19 protein-coding genes and 1 riboswitch are annotated in these 24122 nt (G+C 38.0%); of the genes, 8 read left to right on the top strand and 11 right to left on the bottom strand.

Annotated features, from left to right (window positions below):
- The first annotated feature begins 3 nt into the window (after positions 1–3).
- Both GQR59_RS05750 and GQR59_RS05745 read left to right on the top strand, forming a co-directional pair.
- On the top strand, positions 4–288 hold the full coding sequence (locus tag GQR59_RS05750; protein WP_160061084.1) for a hypothetical protein: 285 nt from the start codon (positions 4–6) through the stop codon (positions 286–288).
- Between the two features lie 226 nt (positions 289–514).
- Positions 515–1324 (top strand): mechanosensitive ion channel family protein, encoded by an 810-nt coding sequence (locus GQR59_RS05745; protein WP_160061083.1) that lies wholly within the window; start codon positions 515–517, stop codon positions 1322–1324.
- A 929-nt stretch (positions 1325–2253) separates the two neighbouring features.
- Here the strand turns inward: GQR59_RS05745 and GQR59_RS05740 are convergent.
- The 7 genes from GQR59_RS05740 to GQR59_RS05710 all read right to left on the bottom strand — a co-directional run bounded on the left by GQR59_RS05740 (position 2254) and on the right by GQR59_RS05710 (position 11354).
- Entirely contained in the window at positions 2254–2850 is a 597-nt protein-coding gene (locus tag GQR59_RS05740; RefSeq protein WP_160061082.1) for a fibronectin type III domain-containing protein, read from the bottom strand.
- Between the two features lie 85 nt (positions 2851–2935).
- Positions 2936–3020: riboswitch (cyclic di-GMP riboswitch) on the bottom strand.
- A 189-nt stretch (positions 3021–3209) separates the two neighbouring features.
- Positions 3210–4064, bottom strand: a complete 855-nt coding sequence (locus GQR59_RS05735; protein WP_160061081.1) for a DMT family transporter — start codon at positions 4062–4064, stop codon at positions 3210–3212.
- 355 nt (positions 4065–4419) lie between these two features.
- The gene (locus tag GQR59_RS05730) at positions 4420–4986 is read right to left on the bottom strand and encodes a PepSY domain-containing protein (protein ID WP_160061080.1); all 567 of its coding nucleotides are present in this window, start codon (positions 4984–4986) and stop codon (positions 4420–4422) included.
- A gap of 701 nt (positions 4987–5687) precedes the next feature.
- Positions 5688–7181: a CoA-acylating methylmalonate-semialdehyde dehydrogenase gene (locus GQR59_RS05725; RefSeq protein WP_160061079.1), complete on the bottom strand. Its 1494-nt coding sequence runs from the start codon at positions 7179–7181 to the stop codon at positions 5688–5690.
- A gap of 42 nt (positions 7182–7223) precedes the next feature.
- Positions 7224–8561: an aspartate aminotransferase family protein gene (locus GQR59_RS05720; RefSeq protein ID WP_160061078.1), complete on the bottom strand. Its 1338-nt coding sequence runs from the start codon at positions 8559–8561 to the stop codon at positions 7224–7226.
- Positions 8562–8688: 127 nt separating this feature from the next.
- Positions 8689–9963, bottom strand: a complete 1275-nt coding sequence (gene preA / locus GQR59_RS05715) for an NAD-dependent dihydropyrimidine dehydrogenase subunit PreA (RefSeq protein ID WP_160061077.1) — start codon at positions 9961–9963, stop codon at positions 8689–8691.
- 14 nt (positions 9964–9977) lie between these two features.
- The gene (locus GQR59_RS05710; RefSeq protein WP_236546727.1) at positions 9978–11354 is read right to left on the bottom strand and encodes an NAD(P)-dependent oxidoreductase; all 1377 of its coding nucleotides are present in this window, start codon (positions 11352–11354) and stop codon (positions 9978–9980) included.
- 305 nt (positions 11355–11659) lie between these two features.
- Here GQR59_RS05710 and GQR59_RS05705 point away from each other — a divergent pair, with 305 nt between their 5' ends.
- Positions 11660–12310, top strand: a complete 651-nt coding sequence (locus GQR59_RS05705; protein ID WP_025565502.1) for a TetR family transcriptional regulator C-terminal domain-containing protein — start codon at positions 11660–11662, stop codon at positions 12308–12310.
- Positions 12311–12409: 99 nt separating this feature from the next.
- Here GQR59_RS05705 and GQR59_RS05700 read toward each other — a convergent pair whose 3' ends face one another.
- Positions 12410–13639, bottom strand: coding sequence for a Zn-dependent hydrolase (locus GQR59_RS05700; protein ID WP_160061075.1), 1230 nt, complete (start codon positions 13637–13639; stop codon positions 12410–12412).
- 517 nt (positions 13640–14156) lie between these two features.
- Here GQR59_RS05700 and hydA point away from each other — a divergent pair.
- From hydA to GQR59_RS05675, 5 genes are all read left to right on the top strand, one after another.
- Positions 14157–15599, top strand: a complete 1443-nt coding sequence (gene hydA, locus GQR59_RS05695) for a dihydropyrimidinase (protein ID WP_236546666.1) — start codon at positions 14157–14159, stop codon at positions 15597–15599.
- Between the two features lie 78 nt (positions 15600–15677).
- Positions 15678–16511 carry an ABC transporter ATP-binding protein gene (locus tag GQR59_RS05690; protein WP_160061074.1) on the top strand — a complete coding sequence of 278 codons (834 nt, stop codon included), beginning with the start codon at positions 15678–15680 and terminating at the stop codon, positions 16509–16511.
- A gap of 26 nt (positions 16512–16537) precedes the next feature.
- Positions 16538–17410: an ABC transporter permease gene (locus GQR59_RS05685; protein ID WP_025565506.1), complete on the top strand. Its 873-nt coding sequence runs from the start codon at positions 16538–16540 to the stop codon at positions 17408–17410.
- Positions 17411–17447: 37 nt separating this feature from the next.
- On the top strand, positions 17448–18401 hold the full coding sequence (locus tag GQR59_RS05680) for an ABC transporter permease (protein WP_160061073.1): 954 nt from the start codon (positions 17448–17450) through the stop codon (positions 18399–18401).
- Between the two features lie 32 nt (positions 18402–18433).
- The gene (locus tag GQR59_RS05675) at positions 18434–19435 is read left to right on the top strand and encodes an ABC transporter substrate-binding protein (RefSeq protein WP_160061072.1); all 1002 of its coding nucleotides are present in this window, start codon (positions 18434–18436) and stop codon (positions 19433–19435) included.
- 196 nt (positions 19436–19631) lie between these two features.
- On the opposite strand, the gene GQR59_RS05670 is transcribed toward GQR59_RS05675, so the two are convergent.
- The 3 genes from GQR59_RS05670 to GQR59_RS05660 all read right to left on the bottom strand — a co-directional run bounded on the left by GQR59_RS05670 (position 19632) and on the right by GQR59_RS05660 (position 23982).
- Positions 19632–20255 carry an alpha-ketoglutarate-dependent dioxygenase AlkB family protein gene (locus tag GQR59_RS05670; protein ID WP_201288024.1) on the bottom strand — a complete coding sequence of 208 codons (624 nt, stop codon included), beginning with the start codon at positions 20253–20255 and terminating at the stop codon, positions 19632–19634.
- Between the two features lie 453 nt (positions 20256–20708).
- Positions 20709–22589, bottom strand: coding sequence for an RCC1 domain-containing protein (locus GQR59_RS05665; RefSeq protein WP_160061071.1), 1881 nt, complete (start codon positions 22587–22589; stop codon positions 20709–20711).
- A gap of 298 nt (positions 22590–22887) precedes the next feature.
- Complete coding sequence (locus GQR59_RS05660) at positions 22888–23982, bottom strand: alkene reductase (protein WP_160061070.1); 1095 nt, start codon at positions 23980–23982, stop codon at positions 22888–22890.
- Positions 23983–24122 lie beyond the last annotated feature (140 nt).

Below are 24122 nucleotides of genomic sequence, written 5' to 3'. Positions count from 1 at the left end.
ATAATGTCTACATTGCTTTTAAAAAGAAGGTTATTAATAACTATATTTTTATTATTAACAACAGGTTACCTACAAGCCCATTCTGGACCATTAAATCAGATTGCACTTAAAGCTTGTGATGTTAAATCTCGTTCTCAATCTTGTCAGTATGAAGCTGGTCATCAAAGTTTATACATCGGTACTTGCCAATATATGTCAGAAGTTTTGATGTGTGTTAGAAATCAACCGATTCAAAAAATTGAAGCTAACAATAATGAGAGCACTACAGAAGAACATAAACATGACTAAATATTAAACATCATGATCTGGTATATCTGCTAATAATTATTTACATATCAAAAAACAAAATAAAACACCCATTTAGCAATACACAGTAAGTTAAAATATAAAATTACACTTAGTTATAAGTGATTATGATCACTAGAATAAGTGTTATTTAAAATGAATGCTGGATGTATTTGACATTTTTCGGTACATTGTCAATTTTATGTACGTACAAACTAAGGATAGTAAAATGAACCCAGAAGAGATGGTAAATTCGGTAACGGATATAGCCCTAGTATATGGACCTAAATTGATCGCAGCAGTGGTCGTTTGGATTGTTGGTTCGTGGATTATTAAGTTGCTTTTAAGCGGCTTAAATAAAGTCATGACTAAAAGTAATGTTGACGCATCATTAAGACCATTTTTAAATAGTCTTACTGGTATGATACTGAAAGTAATGTTAGGTATTACTGTACTTGGCATGTTAGGTATCGAAATGACTTCGTTCGTTGCGATTTTAGCAGCAGCTGGTTTAGCAATAGGTATGGCATTATCTGGCACACTGCAAAACTTTGCAGGTGGTGTAATGATCTTGTTATTCAAACCTTTCAAAGTAGGTGATTTCATTGAAGCTCAAGGCCATGCTGGTTCAGTTAAAGAAATTCAAATCTTTAATACCATTTTAAAAACAGGTGATAACAAAACTATCATTCTACCAAATGGCGGTTTATCAACAGGTTCAATGACTAATTTTTCAACGGAAGAAAAACGTCGTGTAGATTGGACTATTGGTATTGCATACGGTGATGATATCGATAAAGCTCGCGCTGTAATCAAAAAAATGTGTGATGCAGATGCTCGTATATTAAAAGATCCAGAAGTAGTTATTGTAGTTTCAGCTCTTGCTGACAGCTCTGTTAACTTTACTGTTCGTGCATGGGTACAAGCACCAGATTACTGGAGTGTATTCTTTGCGATGAATGAAAATGTATACAAAACATTTGCGACTGAAGGACTTAGTATTCCTTTCCCACAAATGGATGTTCATTTACATAAATAAGCTAATTTAAACGCTTATTAATAAGGTCGAATATTAAATATTCGGCCTTTTTTTATGCCTAAAATAAAACCAATTATCTTTAATTGAAACAAAATTAGCTTAATAATATCTGCTTATCTTACTTTGTTAGCTCTCCCCTCTTAAATGCACCTACCAGTATTCAAAAAATTAAGGTGTAATACCAATCTGGATAAATAAATGTTCTATTTAGGTGTTAGGGAAAATGAATGATAGCAAGGTATTGATTGCAGTAACTAGTTATTCTCATTACCAAAATCACCATACAAACGTTAATTTTTTAACCTGTAAAATAACTTATTTATTCGCTGTAAATTTCGTAAAGGGAACAGCCATTAATGAATTAACCTGTTTTAGTTATACCAATGGAATTAAATAAGTGATCAGAGATTGCGCAGGAAAAATTAACACTAATAAGGTGTGAGTTGTAGGAGATAGTTGTTCTCACTTCAAAACTCACAACGCAGTTAGGGGGGATTTTAACCAGCAAGAATGATCACCTTATTAATTCTTTTGGTATTAATTAACCGATAGACGATTAACGAAGTTAATCTTCGAAAGGCCTCAATTTACGCCTTAAACTAAGTCATTTTTCCAGCGTAAAATTTAGATCACTTATTTAATGTAATCGGTATAAAAAATAGAATGATTAAATTAAAAAATAAGCAGAATGTCAGGGTCAGAAATTGCTCATTAAAGACAGATAATTAAAGGTAGAAAATTAAGGACTGGTAATTAACGGTTACTGATGGTTAGTGGTTAGTGGTTAGTGGTTAGTGATTAGTGATTAGTGGTCAGTGATTAACATTTTGAAGTAATAGGAGCACTTGTCTTTACATGAAATACTCATATGATTAGCCAGAATGACTGACAACGTCAAACAGGCTAATCTTTAATAATTTAAACAATTATTAAAGCGTGATACATTTTTCTGATGATGGAGAATCACCTGCGCTATTCGACGCACTAATACGGTAACAATAAGTTTCACCTGCTTGAACATCTAAGTCATCGTATGATGTGATATTTTCAGCAACATAAAAAGTTGCATCATAATCTACTTCAGACTCCATGCGGCGCTCAATTATGAATTCAACTTCATTGTCAGAATTATCGTCCCATGTAATATTCAAGTTTACAATTTCGTCTTCGCTTTCATCTTCATCAACAGGCGTAGAAACCAGCTCCTCATCTGATGAGGACTCTGAATTAGTGTCATCAGGTATCACTAACTCTTCTTCCAATGATTCCCCCGTTGGAATAGAGACAAAAATATCATCAATATCAACATCCGCTTCATCTGTAATAACGTTATCTTCTTCTACAATTTCATCTGAAGGAGCAGCGACTATTTCTTCATCGATAATAACTTCTTCGACACTAGATTCCTCAGATGTTTTTTCCTCTGTGCTAACTGAGCTACTAGAGCCAGAAGATCCACCACAAGCGAATAAAAAAGTAGTGCAAAGTAGTAGCGAAGTTCTAAGTAACAGGTGTTTGAAAATCATCAGTTTTGTCTCCAACAAAATTGATGATTCAGAAATTTTTATATAACAGAAGAAAAATAAAGAGAGGTATAAAATGTACCATTGCCTCGGTAACTCCGCTGCCATTGACGTTAATCTACAGGTCGGTGGTTTTGCGTATTAAGGTTTCCCCTAACTTGCCTTTTTCTAGCTAATAATATTGTAATTACTGAATCAAGTGCATAATTGCGTTAGTGCATTAGATTATTTATAAATCAGTTAACTCAGATTATAGAGCTTGAATTTGAAAATACAAAGAATAAGTTCAATTTATAATCAAAAAGTAGTATAAAAAGAAAACAAATATCATAAAAAGTACAATATTTACTTCCCCTTAAAGACTATTTTATTTTCTTTTCATTAAGGTAATGATTAAGCAATAATGCAACTAACATGATGCAAGCACCAACACTAAGCCTTAACAAATCTGCCTCTTTATTCCAAATAATTACATTGACCACTATACCGGCAGGGATCAGTAAATTATTCATCACAGCGAGTGTCCCAATATTCACTAAAGTTGCCCCTTTATTCCACCCAAAATAGCCTAAGCCCGAGGCAATCGTTCCTAAGTATATAAGCACTCCCCACTGTGTACTGGTTGTTGGTAACTTATCTGCGTTACCAAATAAAAGATAACAAAGCGTTGCCACGCAGAGAGCACCGACAAAGAACCAACCAAATACCGTTTTATGGTCAATAGTGCTGTTAATCATTAAACGACTATAAGTCACCTGCCCTATTGCAAAGCAAATATTCGCTCCTTGTACTAATAACAAACCAAACCAAAAATCCGAGTTAATGTTTTCATAGCGTATCGCAACAGCACCAAATACCGCAATAACAGCCACAAGCAAACATTGAGGATTAAAACGTTTACTCATCGCATCATTTAACAAAGTCACATAAATTGGCGTCATGACAGTAAACAGCAAGACTTCAGGAACAGACAAATACAAAAAAGAATGATAATAAAAAATATACATCATCCCCAATTGAACAGCGCCGATAAGCATGATTTTTACTGCCATTGAGCATGGTATTTTTTTAATTTTAAGGAAAGGTAAGAACAATAAAGTTGCCAGTGCAATTCGTATAAACACACTAAACCAAGCATCTACTTGGCCCGCTAAATAAACGCCAATCAAGCTAAATGAGAAAGCCCAAAGCAATGTCACTGATAATAAATAACCCATATAAAATCCATTTTAAATAATTAGGCCGCACAGTTTACCGCATATATTGAAAACAGCTAGCGTATTGAAATAGAGGATTTAAGCAAGTTATAAAATCAATCTATAGAGGGGGCAACGCTGATGCTAACAAAGTTAAATAAACGCTAACTTTAATTTAAACTGGATCAATTTCATTCAAAGGTAAAATAGCGATCAGTTTACTGGCATTATCTGCAAATATACTCTTATATGATGGTTGTTAGTTATATTAACAAAGGGGACAATCATAGTGACCGGCCATTGACGAAGCACAGCAAAATGAAGCAACGTATAAATGGTCGGATACCCTAACGAGTTAAACGTGCTGATATTAGTCTTAACTGCTTATAACCATCGCAATAAACAATACAACACTCAAAGAAGTAGAAACGATGGTTAACTGACGTAGCTTTGGCAATTGCAAAGCAAGAATAAAACCTGAAATAAGTATTAATAGTAACCCAATAGCGAAGGCAGTAGCGTACACTTTAAAGGGAGTTCCGCCTTTTGCTTTATGTAATTGTACAAATTGTCGATACCAACTAGTCTCTTCTATTGTTAGTGTGGCAATTAATGGTTGAAATGTAGGCGCTAAAATAACATTAATATCTGAACCGCTCCATTCGAGCTGAAAGGCTGAACCCATTTTTTTGATTTTAGCTTTACCCGATGGCATAGCCACATTTTGTCTTTTCAATTCGTTTTTTGCTAATACCATGAGCTCTGTCAGCTCTCCTTGGATTGGCCTTTTAAGATGTAATTCCTGAGTAACTGTCTCATAGCCACCTTTTATACCCCAAGTATAAAGCGCGCCAGTCACAAAAAACATAATTGCCACTGGTAAGATAAAGGCGGCTAGCAATGCATGAATTTTAATTAATAAAGAACGATTTATTTTTTCCATTAGTCATTTCCTCTGCTTCTTTTTATTGTTGTCTAATATGGCTGTAGAATAACTCATTTGCAGCCTACTGATTTAAATCAGCGGGCACAGTAATTTACATTTGCTTGATATTCAATGAGTTTTATTATTTTTAATAGGAGATTGAATAAATAGAATTATAAATGGTTTGTTGGGAATAATGTGAGAAGGTTTATCGATGTGATAGTGTCGACCTTGAGTTAAGGGAAATAGTTGCTTAACTCAACTATTCGCTAACTTAATTGGTCCTGAAAAATGAATAAGGTACTCTATTTACCATGGCGTATTTACGTTTTGCTAAAAACTAAAAAAAGTATTTAATACCGATTACATTAAATATGTTATCTACATTTTGCGCTGAAAAAACAATTCAATTCAAGGCGTAAATTGAGTCTTTCAAAGATTAACTTCGTTAATCGTCTATCGGAGAATTAACCAAAAGAGGTTAATGCTTTAATGGCCGTTCCCTTTACGAAATTTACAACGAGGAAGTGGGCTGTTTTAACCAGTAAAATAGATAAGCTATTTATTTTACTGCTATAACATGAATTAATATCATTACAGTGCCTACCATTAAGTTTCCCTAACGGTTAATTTTAGACAATAAAAAATCCTTATTTGTATTCAACAAACAAGGGCTAGACATTCGAACACTCAATGAATAGAAATTTCGCCATTAAACCTTAGCTAGGAAAAGCGAAATTTGCACCTTCTCTAACACCACTTGATGGCCAGCGTTGTGTGATGGTTTTACGTTTAGTGTAAAACTTAACTCCATCAGGGCCATAGGCATGTAAATCACCAAATAACGAACGTTTCCAACCACCAAAACTGTGGTAAGCAACCGGTACAGGTAATGGCACATTAATCCCCACCATACCCACTTCAATATTGTCAGAGAAATAACGAGCAGCCTCACCGTCACGGGTGAAAATACAAGTGCCGTTACCGTATTCATGGTCATTGATTAACTGCATTGCGTGTTCCATCGTTTTTACACGCATGACTTGTAAAACCGGACCAAATATCTCAGCTTTATAACTATCCATTTCAGCTTCAACTTTATCAATTAAAGTGGCGCCAACAAAATAGCCACTTTCATAACCTTCTACTTTCAACGAACGCCCATCAACAACAATATCAGCACCTTGTTGTTCCGCACTATCAATGTAACCTATTACTTTTTCTTGGTGCTGTTTAGTAATCAAAGGACCAAAGTCATTATCAGTATTATCAAATGCCCCTACTTTTAACTCTTTCATCGAAACGGTCATTTTTGCAATCAAGTCATCTGCCGCTTTATCACCTACAGCAACAACAACCGACAATGCCATACAACGTTCGCCAGATGAGCCGAATGCGGCGCCTAATAGCTGGTTAGCGGCGTTATCCATATCTGCATCAGGCATAATAATGGCGTGGTTTTTAGCACCACCTAGAGCTTGGCAACGTTTACCGTTAGCCGTTGCTTTAGTATAAATTTGTTCAGCAATAGGTGTTGACCCTACAAAGCTAACCGCTTTAATACGAGTATCTGCTAATAATGTATCAACGGTTTCTTTATCACCATTAACCACATTTAAAACGCCTTTTGGTAACCCCGCTTCATGTAATAACTGTGCAATATATAAAGTGGCACTCGGGTTTCTTTCTGAAGGTTTTAAGATAAAGCAATTACCACATACAATCGCTAACGGGAACATCCACATCGGCACCATGGCAGGAAAGTTAAAAGGCGTAATACCAGCAACCACGCCTAAAGGTTGTAATTCGCTCCATGAATCAATATTTGGCCCTGCGTTCTTACTGTGTTCACCTTTTAATAACTCCGGTGCTCCACAAGCATATTCAACATTCTCGATGCCTCGCTGTAACTCACCTGCAGCATCATGTAAAATTTTGCCATGCTCTTTGCCTAATAAGTGGCAAATTTTATCTCTATTAGTTTCCAACAACTCTTTAAATTTAAACATCACTCGAGCACGTTTTAAAGGCGGTGTATTACGCCATTCGGGAAAGGCTTTCTGTGCCGATGCAATCGCAAGTTCAACTGTCTCTTTAGAAGCTAATGCAACTTGCGTTGCCACTGCACCTAGCGCAGGGTCGAAAACATCTTGTGTTTGATCATTGTCATTTACTATTTCGCCATCAATAAGGTGGCCTACTACTTGTGTCATAAAAATCTCCATGTGGCTATTAATGCCAACTCGTTTAATTTTCTACGCTATTTCATTAAAAGTTTCACCAAGTGCATTGATCAGAGAATCGATCTCTTCTTTTTCACTGGTAAAAGGCAAACCTAATTGAATCGTTGCACCGCCATAACGGACATAAAATCCTTTTTCCCACATTTTCATAGCAATTTGATAAGGACGTAATGCAGGTTCACCAGGAAAAGGTTCAATGCTAAAACCAGCAGAGAAACCATAGTTTCTAATGTCAGTAACATACTTACAGCCTTTTAAACTATGTACTGCACTTTCAAAGTAAGGGCTGAGTGCTTTAACACGTTCAACTAGTTTGTCTTGTTTCAATATATCCAAGGCTGCAATGCCAGCGGCACAAGCCACGGGATGAGCTGAATAAGTATAGCCATGAGGAAACTCAACCATATATTCTGGGCCACCTTGGTCCATATAAGTATCGTATATTTCTTGTTTCGCAATTACAGCGCCCATTGGAATAGTGCCGTTCGTCACTTGTTTAGCGATGTTAATAATATCTGGCACAACACCAAAAGCTTCAGCGCCCGTGTTTTCGCCCATGCGGCCAAAGCTACAAATCACTTCATCGAAAATAAGTAAGATATTATTGTCATCACATATTTCACGTAAACGATTTAAATAACCGATAGGAGGTGGCATAACACCGCCCGATCCAGATAACGGCTCAACAATTACTGCGGCAATATTAGAGGCGTCATGTAGTGCAATCAGATCTATTAATTCATTGGCTAACTCTGCTCCAGCTTTAGGTTGACCTTTACAGAATAAATTTTCAGGTAAGAGTGTATGGCGTAGATGATCTGCTTCAACGGCAGGACCAAACAAAGCACGATTACCACCAATGCCACCTACTGAAATACCACCGAAATTACTGCCGTGATAACCTAAACCACGTCCAATTAATTTAGTTTTACTGGCCATGCCTTTTTTACGCCAATAACCACGAGCCATTTTTAATGCCGTTTCAGCCGCTTCAGAACCCGACCCGGTATAGAAAACGCGATTAAGTCCCTTAGGCATAAAATCAGCAATTTGCTCTGCAAGTTGGAATGATTTTACGTGGCCAAATTGAAAACCTGGTGAATAATCTAATGTTTTTAGTTGTTCACTCACTGCTTCAGCTATCTCTGGTCGACCATGCCCTAAACCACAGCACCACAGTCCAGATAAACCATCGAATATTTGTCGACCTTTTGAATCGGTATAATATTTACCTTGCGCAGAGGTAATAATACGCGGGTCTTTTTTGAATTCACGGTTGCCTGTATAAGGCATCCAATGCGCATCGAGTTGGGATTGAGTAATGCCACTATTTAACTGTTCATTGTTCATTGTTCACCTCAAAATCAATTGACTAACGTCATATTTATTTACCTTGTGGCCATTCATTGTGATGTTGATTTTCTTTAATATCATCATCAATAACCATCAAGGTAATTGCCTCAGTTAAGCTTATTGCTTATGCTTCTTCCCTATGAGGGTTACGCACATCTTCCATCCAATTCATATATGGTTGGCCCGTAGAGCGTTCATCCATAGTGATGCAATCATCAACAGGACAAGTGATCTCACATAAATTACAACCCACACAGTTATCATCAATAATGCCAAAGGTGTTGGTGCCATCATCATTAGACGTCACCGTAATAGCTTGATGTGAAGTATCTTCACAAGCTTGGTAACAACGGCCACAACCAATACATTTATCTTCATCAATAGTTGCAACGACTTTGTAATTCATGTTTAACTTTTTCCAATCAGTTGTATTTGGAACCGCTAAACCTTTAAAGTCATTGATGTTTTCATAGCCTTTACTGTCCATCCAATTTGATAGACCTTCTTTCATTTCTTGAACAATGTTAAATCCGTAAATCATGGCTGCGGTACATACTTGAACAGAGCCCGCCCCCAATGCAATAAACTCAGCCGCATCTTTCCAGTTACCAATACCACCGATACCAGAAATTGGCAGACCAGCAGTTTCAGGGTCACGAGCAATCTCACTTGTCATACTCAGCGCAATAGGTTTCACTGCAGGACCACAATAACCACCATGGGTACTTTTACCATCCACCATCGGACGAGCAGACATTGCATCAAGGTCGATACCAGTAATTGAATTGATTGTATTGATCAGAGAAACCGCATCAGCCCCACCACTTTTAGCAGCACGAGCAGGAAGACGTACATCGGTAATATTCGGCGTTAATTTCACAATCACTGGCATTTTACTGTGCTGTTTACACCATCGAGTGACCATTTCAACATACTCAGGTACTTGTCCGACTGCCGCACCCATACCACGTTCAGGCATACCATGCGGACAACCAAAGTTAAGTTCAACACCGTCAGCTCCCGTAGCTTCAACCAGTTTAAGAATACGTTTCCATACTTGCTCTTCACAAGGCATCATCAAAGAAACCACTAATGCGCGATCTGGCCAGCGCTTTTTAACCTCTGTAATTTCACGTAAATTAATCTCTAAACTACGGTCGGTAATTAATTCAATGTTATTAAAACCAGAGACATCACCGTTATGATCATAAAGCGCAGAATAACGAGAAGAAACATTCACCGCAGCCGGATCTTCACCTAATGTTTTCCAAACCACACCACCCCAACCTGCTTCATAAGCACGTTCAACGTTATACGCTTTATCTGTTGGCGGCGCGGATGCTAGCCAAAATGGATTAGGAGATTTAATACCTACGAAGTCAATTGATAAGTCAGCCATGTTATTTCTCCCTTTTATGCGCTAAGTGCTGTTTGTAATGGTGTAGTAGTTGAGACATTAAGTTGCTCATTAATCGCGATTGCCGCTAATTTTCCTTGCTGTACAGCTTCAACGGTAAGGTCTTGTCCAACCCCAGTACAATCTCCACCAGCAAAAACACCATCGATACTGGTTAATTGATTATGAAAAGTAGCAATTTTTCCGTTACTTATAGTCGGAATTAATTGTTCTGCATCTGGGTAAGCCATTTTTTGACCTACTGCTTTAAAAATCGCACTACAAGCGATATCAAACTGCACATCACCGCCTTTAAGCTTGCCATCTTCTAAATAGGTTTTACGAAAACTCATTCCTGTGACTTTGCCATAATCATCGACATCAATGCTTTCTGGTTGACTCCATGTTTTAATTCTTACTTGATGATTTTTAGCAATTTGTTGTTCATGCTTAGTCGCACTCATTTGCTCTTCACCACGACGGTAAACCAACGTCACTTCTTCTGTGCCTAAACGTTTTAACTGACAAGCGATATCGATCGCTGTATTACCCGCACCAATCACCACTGCACTATCTTTAGGGACAGTTAACTGTTCAAGATCTGTTGCTTGGCGTAGCTCTTTAATATAATCAACTGAGTTAATCACCATTTCATTATCTTCGTTATCTAAATACAATGATGATGTGTCTTGTAAACCAATACTTAAAAAGACAGCATCGAAATCTTCTTTTAATTTATCTAGGGTAATATCTTTACCCAATGCAGTTTCATAGTGCACGGTAATACCGCCAATACTTAAAATGAAATCGACTTCTTTTTGTGCAAAATTTTCAGTCAGTTTATATTTAGCAATACCGTATTCATTTAAACCACCCGCCTTATCTTCTGCTTCAAAGACTTCAACATCATTACCTAATAATGACAAACGATGAGCACAACTTAAGCCTGCTGGCCCTGCACCCACTACTGCTATTTTTTTGCCTGTCGATGCTGCACGTTCAAAAGGATGACCTTCAAATTCAGCATTATCAGTTGCGTGACGTTGCAACAAACCAATTCTTACAGGGGCTTTCTCTTCTTCTTTATTTCTAACACAAGCCTGTTCACAAAGAATTTCAGTAGGACAAACTCGCGCACAACTGCCGCCCATTATATTTTCTTTGTAAATGGTTTTTGCAGCACCCGTCAGGTCATCTGCGTGTATACTAGCGATAAAACTAGGGATATTAATTTTAGATGGGCAAGCTTTAATGCAAGGAGCATCGTAGCAATAATAACAACGAGAACTTTCAATGCCGGCTTGGCGGGCACTGAGGGCGGGGTTAATATCTTTAAACATCTGATTTAATGCCAGTTGTTGCTGCGAATAATTTACTGAATTGTCCATATTCATCACGATGATCTCTCCTGTTGGTAATTAATGATCAGCCAGTGTCTAAGTGTTAATTTAAGTTTGAGTTACAATTAAGACAATGCAATCAGCAAGCCAACTAACTGACCACAGGGTCAACAAGTTAGATCAAAAAACAAACTAACAGTTAAGCTTTTGTTTTATATGAAATAAATGTGAATAGAATTTTTCTTGGATTTAACCACTCAAAAAGAGAATAATTATCACTATTATTTACAAATGAAAATATGAGATGATGTCGCACCATGAAGTATCCGATTGCGACATAACAGTGCAGAGAAAACTAAATGAAAGAAAATAAAAAAGTCAGTACCACACGTCGTAAATCAGCAGATATTCGTAAAGATAACCTGCAGCTTATTCTGTCTGTCGCAGAGCAACGCTTTGCTGAATATGGATATAATGGCACCACTATTTCATCTATTGCAGAACAAGCACAGTTGCCAAAGTCTAATATTCTCTATTATTTCAAAACAAAAGAAGTGCTATATAAAGAAGTCTTAATTCAAATTTTAAAAATTTGGTTAGTGGACATGGAAGGGATGAGTGCAGATCAACACCCAAGGGAAGCGCTTAGACACTACATTATACTTAAAGTAAAACAGTCTAAAGATCATTCAAATGCATCTCGTATCTTTGCTTCAGAGCTTCTACACGGCGCACCTTTCTTACGTGAAAAGCTACAAACAGACTTAAAAGATCAATTCATGAAAACCTGTCAGGTATTTCGAGAATGGATAGCAAAACAATGGATGAACCCAATCAGTCCTGAACATCTATTATTTATGATCTGGTCATCAACCCAAGCGTATGCTGACTATGGTCTACAAAGCAGTATTTTGATGGGCAAAACTGAATTAGAAGAAAGTGATTTTGAAACAGGAGCAGAATTGATTACGCAGGTCGTATTAAAAGGCTGTGGTGTGAAGTTGCTTTAAAGCGATTTAAATAAAATAACAGTAAGTTAATTAATTTAGCTAACTTACTGTTATTTAATAAATTAAAAAATATTAACGATATAAAATAAATTATATCGCCTACACCACCTCTGCCATTGTCAGCATCGCATTAAGTAAAACTGAACAGCCCCCCTCACACTCTTCTTGTGTCGTACTTTCAATTTCATTATGGCTAATTCCATTTAAACATGGCGTGAAAATCATACTTGTTGGTGCGAAATCTGAAACATAACAAGCATCGTGCCCAGCGCCAGCAATAATATCCATGTGACTATAACCCAAATCAACAGCGGCTTTGCGCACTGCACTAACACACTCAGTGTTAAAGTGAATAGGCTCGTAATACCAAAATGGGTCTAATTCAACAGAAACACCTGTCGCTTCTATTTCAGCAATTGCTTCTGTTAATGCTTTATCCATCAAGGTTAACTCACCATCTATAGGATGGCGTAAGTCAATACTCATAGAAATTGAACCAGGAATAGTATTACGGGAATTAGGGGTAACTTGCATGAAGCCAACAGTGCCGCAGCCTGGAGGATGTGCTTTAGCAATTTCCTCTACCTTCAATACCAACTGAGAGCTGGCAATTAATGCATCGTTACGTAGATGCATCGGTGTAGTACCTGCGTGTGATTCACGGCCTATAAAGGTTGCATTGTACCAACGTTGCCCTTGCCCACCTGTCACTATACCGACTTGTTTTTCTTCAGCTTCTAGGTACGGCCCTTGCTCGATATGCGCTTCAAAAAAGGCATGGAAGTCACGCCCTGTGACTGGTGTTTCACCAGCAAAGCCTATACGTTCCAATTCATCACCTAAACGTAAGCCATCTACATCGGTTTTATCTAAAATTTCTTCAAGGGTAAAACGACCTGATACCACACCAGACCCCATCATTGCTGGTGCGAATCGAGAGCCCTCTTCATTCGTCCAAACAGATATTTCGATGGGATGCTTAGTTTTAATGCCTTGATCGTTCATTGAACGCACCACTTCTAAACCCGATAACACACCATAAACCCCATCGAACTTGCCACCGGTCGGTTGTGTATCGAGGTGACTGCCTGTGCCCACTGGCGGCAAACTCATATCTTCACCAGGACGCGTACACATTATATTGCCAATGGCATCAACCTTAACAGTACAGCCTGCTTCTTCAGCCCACTTTATATAGAGTTCCCTTCCTTGTTTATCTAAATCAGTTAAGGCTAAACGACAACAACCACCTTTGACTGTACCGCCTATTTTGGCCATTTCCATCAAACTATCCCATAGACGATCACTATTAATTTTTAAAGCTTCCATGATTGACTCCAATAAAGTTGAATTAATCTACATTCCAAAAAACATAATCAATTAAACATAATGCAAAATACTGACCAACAGGACAGGAATATTTAATTTTACTTAAATGCCGTATTTCAAAGGCTTTGAGTACCATAAAATCAATTAGGTTTTATATTAACCGAAAGGAGTACAAATTTAACGCACCAAATGAGGGAGTAAATGCGCTAATAATGAGCAAGGTGCTCTTTCAATATCGACAACACCATCAACAATAACAACCACCCAATGAATTAACACACTAGTAAACATGCTGCCCCACAACAAAAAGTAGTCCAATTGGTCAACTAGTTTGTTATTGGCTTGTTAATTGCAACCGCATAAAGAGACATATTTATCGTTACAAAAATAATGGTTATAAAAGATTTTTTGTAACAGATGACAATAAAAAATATTTCATCGAGATGCAACAACCCACTTTTAGCATCTTAACTATTTTAAAAAGTGCAATATCGGCACTACCACGGAGGATTGAGTGATGATGAATTTATTAATAAAAGGCGGCAAATTAGTTAATGCAGATAACAGTATCTTTGCTGATGTTTATTGTGAGAATGGAATCATTAAAGCGATAGGTCATGACCTCGAGGTTCCTAACAATACTGAGATAATTGATGCGACGGGTAAACTAGTCATGCCAGGTGGCATCGACCCTCATACGCATATGCAACTTCCTTTTATGGGAACCGTTGCCAGTGAAGACTTTTATTCAGGTACAGCGGCAGGTTTAGCTGGCGGTACCACTATGATCATCGATTTTGTTATCCCAAGTCCACAACAACCATTAATGGAAGCTTTTGAAACATGGAAAGGTTGGGCATCTCGCTCGGTAGCTGATTATTCGTTTCACGTAGCGGTGACATGGTGGGATGATTCAGTTTCAGATGATATGAAAACCTTAGTAGAAGAAGAAGGTGTTAATAGCTTTAAACACTTCATGGCTTACAAAAATGCAATCATGGCTGAAGATGAAACCTTGGTAAATAGTTTTAACCGTTGTTTAGAATTAGGCGCAATGCCAACAGTACACGCAGAAAACGGCGAATTAGTGCATCACCTTCAAAAAAAAATGTTAGCTGCTGGTATCACAGGCCCAGAAGCTCACCCACAATCAAGACCCCCTGAAGTTGAAGGTGAAGCCTCTAATCGTGCGATTCGTATTGCTCAATCTATTGGTATTCCACTGTATTTAGTGCATGTTTCTTGTAAAGAAGCGATTGATGAAATTGCACGCGCTAAATCTGAAGGGCAACGTGTTTACGGAGAATGTTTAGCAGGGCATTTAGAGTTAGATGATAGCGTTTATAGTAACCCTGACTGGGCAACAGCAGCGGCACATGTCATGAGTCCTCCCTTCCGTCCTAAAGGTCATCAAGAAGCATTATGGAAAGCCCTACAAGGCGGCACAATTCAAACGACCGCTACAGATCACTGTTGTTTCTGCGAAGACCAAAAAGCTATGGGCAAGGATAATTTCACACAAATACCTAACGGCACAGCAGGAGTTGAAGACAGATTAATGGTGTTATGGGATTCCGGCGTGAATAAAGGACGTTTAACTGAGAATGAGTTTGTAGGCGTAACCTCTACGAATACCGCGAAAATATTTAACCTGTATCCTCAAAAAGGTTGCATAGCGGTTGGCTCAGATGCAGACATCGTCATTTGGGATGCACAAAAAGAACATACCCTTTCAGCTAAAACACACCATCAAAAAATCGACTTCAATATTTTTGAAGGTCGTACAGTCGTCGGCTCTCCTTACATCACTATTAGCCAAGGGAAAGTGGTATTTAAAGACGGAAAATTAAACGTTGAAGAAGGTGCTGGACGCTATATTAAACGCCCTGCTTTTCCCACTATTTTTGACGCCGTCAGTAAATATAACCAAACACATGCACCTTATAAAGTTGAACGTTAATCTGCCGATTAGCAAGCTCAATAATTCACAATATCAACAGTGAGTAAGATAAAAAGTTAATAAGATAAGAGAGGTAATATGTTAGCAGTTGAAGAACAAACCACACTGACAGAGCCGAGCCTAACTGTTAAGCCAAAGCGTGAAATGATATCTGTACAGGATTTATCGTTGATTTTCCCAAGTAAAGACGGCGATGTACACGCGTTATCTAATATTAATTTAAGCATTAAGAGTGGTGACTTTGTTTCTTTTATTGGTCCTTCCGGTTGCGGGAAAACCACTTTATTACGTGTTATTGCGGACTTAGAGCGTCCAACATCAGGCAACCTTAAAGTAAATGGTACCGATGCAGAAGACGCGCGTTTAAATCGTTTATACGGTTATGTTTTTCAAGCGCCTGCATTACTCCCTTGGCGAAATATAAAGCAAAATTGCGCACTTCCTATGGAAATTTCAAAGCAATCTGATGCTCATAAGAATAAACAGATTGATAAATATCTACAAATGGTTGGGTTACAAGACTTTCATAATAAGTTCCCTTGGCAGCTTTCAGGCGGTATGCAACAACGAGCCTCGATTGCACGCGCATTGTGCCTTAATCCAGACTTATTACTAATGGATGAACCTTTTGGTGCACTAGACGAAATAACCCGTGATCACATGAATATTGAGCTACTACGGATTTGGAGTGAAACACAAAAAACCGTCGTGTTTGTGACCCACTCAATTGATGAAGCAGTATTATTGTCAACGCATATCGTAGTGATGTCGCCGCGCCCAGGACGTATCTTAAAAGTCATTGAAAGCCCGTTACCAAGGCTTAAAACATTAGCATTAAGAGATCGACCTGAGTTTCATGCATTAGCCAGTGAGATTCGCTCTGCACTAGCACATGAGCATGCTATCGACTAGTTTCCAGTCTAAAGGAGTAGACAAAAATGAAGCAAAAAATATTCTCTTTTGTCAGTTTGTTCATCATAGTGATCGCGATATGGTACCTCGCTGCGTTAATTATGAATGGCAATCAACTGATCAATAACTTGGAACGAAAAAACCAAGAGTGGACTTATCAACAAGTCATATCTCAAGCCTATGAAGTTAAAAGGCCAATGCTACCTGCGCCGCATCAAGTGGGCCAAGAGTTGATAAAATCGATAATTGATAAACCGGTTACTTCTAAACGCTCACTTATTTTTCATGCACAAATAACCCTTAACTCCACCTTATTAGGCTTTGTATTTGGTTCGCTACTCGGCATCTTAATTGCGGTCGGTATCGTCAATAATAAAACCTTAGAGTCGAGTTTAATGCCTTGGGTAATAGCTTCACAAACTATCCCAATCCTAGCGATTGCACCAATGGTTGTGGTGGTGCTCGGGGCGATTAATATTACTGGTGTGATTCCTAAAGCCATCATATCCATGTATCTGTCTTTCTTTCCCGTCACTATCGCGATGGTGAAAGGATTACGTTCATCAGATAAATTACACGAAGAGTTAATGCACACCTACAGTGCTAGTGCCAAAGATATTTTTTGGAAACTACGTTGGTATTCTGCACAACCTTATTTATTTGCTAGCTTAAAAGTAGCGATTGCAGCGGCATTAGTAGGTGCGATTGTGGCAGAGCTTCCAACAGGTGCACAAGGTGGTTTAGGGGCGCGCTTATTGAGTGGTTCTTATTACGGACAAACGGAACAAATATGGGCTGCATTAATTGTCGCTGCGACATTAGGGTCGATATTAGTTTGGTTAGTGGGACTTGCTGAAAAAGTATTATTACGTCGTCGAGGAGAACTTACTCATGCTTAACTTGCTCATGCTTAATTCAACTAAACCGAATTCATTTATGTCTCAAAGCATAAAGAACACCGTTTATATTGCCTTAATATCATTACAGGTGATCATCATCGCCAGCAATGAGATTGGTTTCTACAAAATCTCACCGATGCTGATTTTAGTATTAATTGCAGCCGCTTACAGTATGGCAATGTTACTAGGGCAACTAACTAATTTAGAAGGTAAATATAAAGTTGTTAAGGCTCTTATTCCTAGTCTATTTGCTTTTATGTTGCTACTAACTTGGGAAAGCGTTATCAAAGGTTATGCTGTTTCACCTATTTTAATGCCTGCTCCAAGCAATATTTTTAATGCCTTAATTAATAATATTCCTATGTTATGGGCTGACTTTAAACAAACTTACTTAAAGGCGGTATTAGCAGGTTATATCATCGGATGTTCATCAGGATTTATTGTTGCGCAATGGGCAGTTAGAAGCCAAGTGCTACGAGACGCTTTGATGCCCTTAGGTAACTTCATGTCGGCCATTCCAATTGTTGGGATAGCACCGATCATGGTGATGTGGTTTGGTTTTGATTGGCAATCTAAAGCCGCTGTGATCGTGGTGATGACCTTCTTTCCTATGTTTATCAATACACTTACAGGCTTACAGTCAACCGATGCATTACATAAAGATTTAATGCATACCTATGCAGCTAAAAAATCACAAATATTCTTTAAAAATCAATTACCACACGCCCTACCGTTTATTTTTAATGCCTTAAAGCTTAATTCTGCTTTGGCGTTAATAGGCGCAATTGTAGCCGAGTTTTTTGGCACGCCAATTGTGGGTATGGGATTCAGAATTTCGACAGAAGTTGGTCGAATGAATATGGACTTAGTATGGGCCACTATTGTAGTGGCCGCTATTGCGGGTTCATTAAGTTATGGGGCACTTGCCTTATTAGAAAAATCATTACTGTTTTGGCACCCCTCGTACCGAGAAGGTAATAACAGTCGTTAACGTCATTCTATTAATAGAAAAGGGAATACACTATGAAAAGAACGCTAATCACACTCGCAACAGGTGCTGCTTTATTGGCATCAAGCTTTAGCGCTAGCGCTGCAGATAAACTCACATTACAACTTAAGTGGGTTACTCAGGCACAATTTGCAGGTTATTACACGGCACTAGAAAAAGGCTTCTACAAAGATGAAGGCTTAGACTTAACGATTAAACCCGGTGGTCCAGATATCGCACCCGCTCAAGTATTAGCAGGTGGCGGTGCCGACGTTATTGTCGACTGGCTGCCTTCTGCTTTAGCCACTAGAGAGAAAGGTCTTCCAATGGTCAATATTGCTCAAGTTTATGCAAAATCGGGCATGATGTTAACTTGTTTAAAATCAAGTGGTATTAAAACGGCCGCTGACTTTAAAGGCAAAACATTAGGCGTTTGGTTCTTTGGTAATGAATACCCATTTTTAAGCTGGATGTCTCAACTTGGTTACCCGACAACCGGTGGTGACGATGGCGTAACGGTACTTAAACAAGGCTTTAATGTTGACCCAATCTTCCAAGGACAAGCTGATTGTGTTTCAACCATGACTTATAACGAATACGGTCAAATCATGGACGGTGGTTTAACACCAGAAGAGCTAGTACTGTTTAAATACGAAGAAGAAGGCGTAGCAACCTTAGAAGATGGTTTATACGTTTTAGAAGAAGATTTAAAAGACGCTAAAAAAGTAGAAAACTACGCTAAATTCTTAAAAGCTTCATTGAAAGGTTGGAAATGGGCAGCAGAACATCCTAAAGAAGCCGCAATGATCGTATTAGAATATGATGACACGGGTGCACAAACAGAACATCACCAAACACGTATGATGACTGAAGTGGCAAAACTATTGGGTTCAGGTCCAGAAATGGGTTACTTAGATCCAGTGGCCTTTGATCGCACTGTGGGTATTTTACTTAACAGTGAATCGGCACCTGTTATCACTAAAAAACCAGTGAATGCTTATTCGCATATCGTATTTGATAAATACAAAGAGCTTTAATATTTATTTAAAAGCTTAAGTGAAGCTGAAGTAAAGGTTAAATAAAGCCTGATTAAGCTTTCATTAAAAGTAATTAAGAACACCGAACCTAATACGTTTGGTGTTTTTAATTTAACTGATTGTAGTGGTCTAGTTCGATAATAAAGCTTGGATAAATACTTATCTGTTATTTACCTGTTGCTTACCTGCTAATGGCTTAATAGTTTTGATCGATAGTACGAAACGTTAAATTAATACGCGCTGTAGTGACTTTCTTAGTCGGTGGTAATCGGTGCAACCAATGGGTTTGGGTGGCGCCTTTCATCACTAATAAACTGCCATGTTGTAAGGAAATCGACTTAGTCTCTTGATTAACTTTATGTTTAAAAGAAAACTTACGCTCTGCACCAAAACTTAATGAAGCAATCGCCCCATTCTTTTGTAAATCCGTTTCACTGTCGTGATGCCAAGCCATCCCCTCTTCGCCATTACTATAGAGGTTTAATAAGCAGGAATTAAACTGATGTCCGGTTGCTTCTTCTACCCTCTTTTTTAACGCTAACAACTCAGGTGTCCAAGGTAAGGCCACTTTCGTCATGTTGGAATAAGTATAATTAAAAGATTCATTAGCATACCAAGCCACTTTTCTCTTAGTCACAATCACTTCACCCAGTATATTCGCTTGGTCATGCTTCCATTGGATGTTGTTAAGCAGCGCATCAAAATAATCATTGGCTTCTTCAAAAGGAATTAACAATCCATGATACTCAACAACACCATCGTAATTGATGATATTAATAGGTGTGTCTTCAAGATCGGAAAATAAGTCCATGTTGTACATTTTACTTCCTATTTAAGCTTATTTATTAAGAGCGATTGGGGATTTAGTCTTAGCGTAGGAAAGTGTAGAGAATTCGAGGTACAGCTGCAATTTTAAATAATCAATGACAAATAATGGATAACGAAAAAACAACCATAAAAAAGAACTATTAATTATACCAATCACAATAAATAGCTTATCTATTTTACTTGTTAAAACAGCCCACTTCCTCGTTATAAATTTCGTAAAGGGAACAGCCATTTACATCAATTTACGCCTTGAATTGAACTGTTTTTCCAGCGCAAAATTTAGATAACATATTTAATGTAATCGGTATTAAAAGTCTATTAGCAGAAAGCCCTATCAATAAATAATTACTGATAGGGCTTAACTGTTTAAAATATAGCCCCAAAGACAGCAGACTTTCGCTTTCCACCTTTGGTACTTTTATGTTTTATACTTCATAGTTAATAGTTAAGGTGTTACTGACACTTCAATCGGTGTATAGCAAACTGATGATGAGGCTTCTTCGCCGTATAAGCTAAGAGAATCTTCGGCGCAAATATCTTGTGATACACCCAATCTACCGTCACTACCAGAGCCCCAAGCATAAACAACATTATCTTCACTCACGGCAAAATGGCTAGAGGTATTTGCACTTATTGAAACAATAAAAGGTTCATCTAAATCAGCGACTTTGACTGGTTGAATAGAGATTTGACGTTCGATACCTGATTCATCAACCTCATAACCATTACCAAAGTAACCTGTTCCCATATCACCCCAAGAGTAAACATCACCATTTAAGCTAATCGCCTGCGCATTGCGACTTCCACCTTGGAAACCTATAATTCGATCACTTCCCATAGCATCAGATCCTGTCGACAAGTTAACAATCACTTCAGGTATTAATATATTTTCAATATCAGATATTTTATAAATAGTGCCGCTCACTGTTGGTGTACCTTGTGCTAGTGCACCATAACCGTTGTAGCCCCAACCATAAACTGTACCCGTATTATCTACCGCTAAACCAAAATCAGCTCCCGCTTCAACAGCAATAATATCTTTACCTTCTAATATTTTTAATGGGGTTGAACGATCCACACTAACACTACCGTCACCAAGCTCACCGTTACTTGAGTTATTTCCCCAAGAGTAGATATCACCATTTTCAGTCAAGGCATAAACATGATGATCACGTACTGCAACATCAACAATCACTTCGTCTTCTGGAATAAGTACTAAACCAAACGTATTTTGATCGTCAGATGAATCCTCTGAGCGACCTAATTGTAGGTTGCCGTTATCACCCGCTGAATAGACTTTCCCTGAACGTGTAATAACATAACTACTGGATGTCCCTGACGTTGCATAAACAGCCAATTCTTCATCGGGTAAAATCACTTCAATAGGTGTTGTAACAGGACTTTCATTGCCAGTACCTAACTCACCGCTATAATTGGGACCGAAAACAAACAATCTCCCTTCGCTAGTCACTAACGCACCATCAACTTGATCAGTAGAAACACTGTTGAACGTTAAAGTGTCATCAGTTAACGTCATCCAACCAGAATTTGCATTATAAAGGCCGTATTGGCGTGCAATATTACCTTCGATATAACATTCATTTTCTTCATCGGTTAAAGTATCTCTGCCTTCTTCATCAAGCTCAGTACCAGGCTCAAGATCTTGGTCAGATTCACGACCTAATTTATTGCGTAACTCGCTGCCACAATAACGGCTAGGCGATTCCGCATAAACAATACCCGCATAGTTTTCACCAAAACTAAAAGGCTTTCCTTCAGCCGATAACCCTAGAGTATGGTGGTTGCCAGCAGACATCGTGATTGTGTTATCAACGTTCATCCATTTCAAATAAGCATAAACTTTAGCGTCCCCTAATCCATTGGTTATATCTGAGTATTCAATATCAGAAATACTAGCAAACTCAGCACTCGTCTCATTTAACCCTGTCGTATCCCATGTTAGTCCGTTATAAACATCGTCGTCATCATCAAGCGAGATCATCGCTTTTAATAATTTAACCGTTTGAGTTTCTTGAAACATTTCTTCTCCAACTAAAGAAGCCAACGTTATTTGATCGCTAGCTTCAACAGCTGAAAGACTATACTCACCTAAACTAAAGGTAATACTCTCACCATCTCGGTATTCAAATGAACCTAATTCATCTGTGGTACCAGAAAGCGTATCTGTTTTATAACTTAATCCTGAAACAGGCACATTTAATTGCCCACTCACTATTTCTGCTTCTTCAGTCGTTGTGTCATTACAAGCTGCCGTTAAAACAGCAACAGAACACAGTACAAAAGCTTTCGTTAATCTAATATCCATATAATTTCTATCTTACACCTTAAAGTAAATGATAATCACTCTCATTGTATTTTATGCAACATATTAAATCCAACTTTTTATTGATATAAAATCAATAAGTTAAAAAATTATCCAAATAGGGTTATAGAAAGTAATAATCAATAAAAAGAAGTTAACAGCAACTTAAAGGAAATGAAGAAGTGAATAGCGAATGGACTATAAATAGATTACAAATAAGTTAAGTAGAGATGAAAAGAATGCTAATAGCGACTATCTAGAAGTTACATAGTCGTTATCAGGTCGTCGTTATAAAAAGCTATTACTCATACTCTGGGTAATCAGTTAAGCCTTGTTCCGCTCCACCAAATAAAGTATCAGGGTTATGAGAGGCTAGAGGATAGCCATTTTTAATGCGATAAGGTAAGTCTGGGTTAGCTACAAAAGGACGCCCAAAACCAATCATATCTGCTAAACCACTTTGTAATGCTTGCTCTCCTCTTTCTGCATCATAACGACCTGCATAAATTAAGACTCCTTGATAAGCGGCACGTACATTTTCTTTGAATAGTAGCGGTGTTTCTGGCGCATCATCCCAGTCTACTTCTGCAATATGGATATACACCACATTATGTGTATTCAACAATGCCGCAGCTGCGCTGTAAGTTTCAACAGGCGTTTCATCAACTGTCCCATTTAATGAAGTAAACGGAGCTAAACGTACACCAACACGGTCTGAACCGATTGCTTCAACCATGGCAGCAACCACTTCGCCAAGAAAGCGTAAACGATTTTCAATACTTCCACCGTATTCATCGGTGCGATTATTGGCATTAGAATCAATAAATTGATTAATTAAATAACCATTGGCAGCATGTAATTCAATACCATCAAAACCGGCTTCTATCGCATTTAGTGCTGCTTGACGATACTCTTCAATAACATGATTTATGTCCGCTTTAGTCATTTGACGAGGAGTGGCTACATCAACAAAACCCGGTGCACCAAGGCCATTATCAACAAAAACTTTTACGTTATCTGCTTTCAAAGCAGAAGAAGAGATAGGCTGTACTCCACCCGTATTGTCTGGATGTGATACACGACCAACATGCCAAAGCTGAGCAAACATAACACCGCCCTTTGCATGTACCGCATCGGTTACTTTTTTCCAACCCGCAATTTGTTCTACGCTGTAAATACCAGGTGTCCAAACGTAGCCTTGACCTAATGCAGAAATTTGTGTGCCTTCGCTCACAATAAGCCCTGCTCCTGTTCTTTGTGAATAATACTCAGCCATCATATCATTCGCTTCATTACCAGGTTGAGTCGCACGAGAACGTGTCATTGGTGGCATCACAATACGATTTTTTAATGAAAATTTACCTAATTGGATTGGTTGAAATAGTGAGTCAGTCATCATATTTACCTTTAAAAAAGCCATTGGAACTTAAATAGTTCATTGTCTGAAATTATTATTCTTCTAAACCCATTACAATCAATCTCAAATCTACTTTTTAGCTAAAAAACTACTAATTAGTTATAAATTTCGCAAATGCA

Source organism: Psychromonas sp. L1A2 (genome assembly GCF_009828855.1).
Lineage (GTDB): Bacteria > Pseudomonadota > Gammaproteobacteria > Enterobacterales > Psychromonadaceae > Psychromonas.
Note: the sequence above shows the minus strand (reverse complement) of the source record. Positions and strands in the feature narration are given on the sequence as shown.

What these genes read in the sequence shown, in the direction of transcription:
- GQR59_RS05750 (WP_160061084.1), top strand. Translation starts at nt 4, where the DNA reads ATGTCTACATTGCTTTTAAAAAGAAGGTTATTAATAACTATATTTTTA.
- GQR59_RS05745 (WP_160061083.1), top strand. Translation starts at nt 515, where the DNA reads ATGAACCCAGAAGAGATGGTAAATTCGGTAACGGATATAGCCCTAGTA.
- GQR59_RS05740 (WP_160061082.1), bottom strand. Translation starts at nt 2,850, where the DNA reads ATGATTTTCAAACACCTGTTACTTAGAACTTCGCTACTACTTTGCACT.
- GQR59_RS05735 (WP_160061081.1), bottom strand. Translation starts at nt 4,064, where the DNA reads ATGGGTTATTTATTATCAGTGACATTGCTTTGGGCTTTCTCATTTAGC.
- GQR59_RS05730 (WP_160061080.1), bottom strand. Translation starts at nt 4,986, where the DNA reads ATGGAAAAAATAAATCGTTCTTTATTAATTAAAATTCATGCATTGCTA.
- GQR59_RS05725 (WP_160061079.1), bottom strand. Translation starts at nt 7,181, where the DNA reads ATGACACAAGTAGTAGGCCACCTTATTGATGGCGAAATAGTAAATGAC.
- GQR59_RS05720 (WP_160061078.1), bottom strand. Translation starts at nt 8,561, where the DNA reads ATGAACAATGAACAGTTAAATAGTGGCATTACTCAATCCCAACTCGAT.
- preA (WP_160061077.1), bottom strand. Translation starts at nt 9,963, where the DNA reads ATGGCTGACTTATCAATTGACTTCGTAGGTATTAAATCTCCTAATCCA.
- GQR59_RS05710 (WP_236546727.1), bottom strand. Translation starts at nt 11,354, where the DNA reads ATGAATATGGACAATTCAGTAAATTATTCGCAGCAACAACTGGCATTA.
- GQR59_RS05705 (WP_025565502.1), top strand. Translation starts at nt 11,660, where the DNA reads ATGAAAGAAAATAAAAAAGTCAGTACCACACGTCGTAAATCAGCAGAT.
- GQR59_RS05700 (WP_160061075.1), bottom strand. Translation starts at nt 13,639, where the DNA reads ATGGAAGCTTTAAAAATTAATAGTGATCGTCTATGGGATAGTTTGATG.
- hydA (WP_236546666.1), top strand. Translation starts at nt 14,157, where the DNA reads ATGATGAATTTATTAATAAAAGGCGGCAAATTAGTTAATGCAGATAAC.
- GQR59_RS05690 (WP_160061074.1), top strand. Translation starts at nt 15,678, where the DNA reads ATGTTAGCAGTTGAAGAACAAACCACACTGACAGAGCCGAGCCTAACT.
- GQR59_RS05685 (WP_025565506.1), top strand. Translation starts at nt 16,538, where the DNA reads ATGAAGCAAAAAATATTCTCTTTTGTCAGTTTGTTCATCATAGTGATC.
- GQR59_RS05680 (WP_160061073.1), top strand. Translation starts at nt 17,448, where the DNA reads ATGTCTCAAAGCATAAAGAACACCGTTTATATTGCCTTAATATCATTA.
- GQR59_RS05675 (WP_160061072.1), top strand. Translation starts at nt 18,434, where the DNA reads ATGAAAAGAACGCTAATCACACTCGCAACAGGTGCTGCTTTATTGGCA.
- GQR59_RS05670 (WP_201288024.1), bottom strand. Translation starts at nt 20,255, where the DNA reads ATGTACAACATGGACTTATTTTCCGATCTTGAAGACACACCTATTAAT.
- GQR59_RS05665 (WP_160061071.1), bottom strand. Translation starts at nt 22,589, where the DNA reads ATGGATATTAGATTAACGAAAGCTTTTGTACTGTGTTCTGTTGCTGTT.
- GQR59_RS05660 (WP_160061070.1), bottom strand. Translation starts at nt 23,982, where the DNA reads ATGACTGACTCACTATTTCAACCAATCCAATTAGGTAAATTTTCATTA.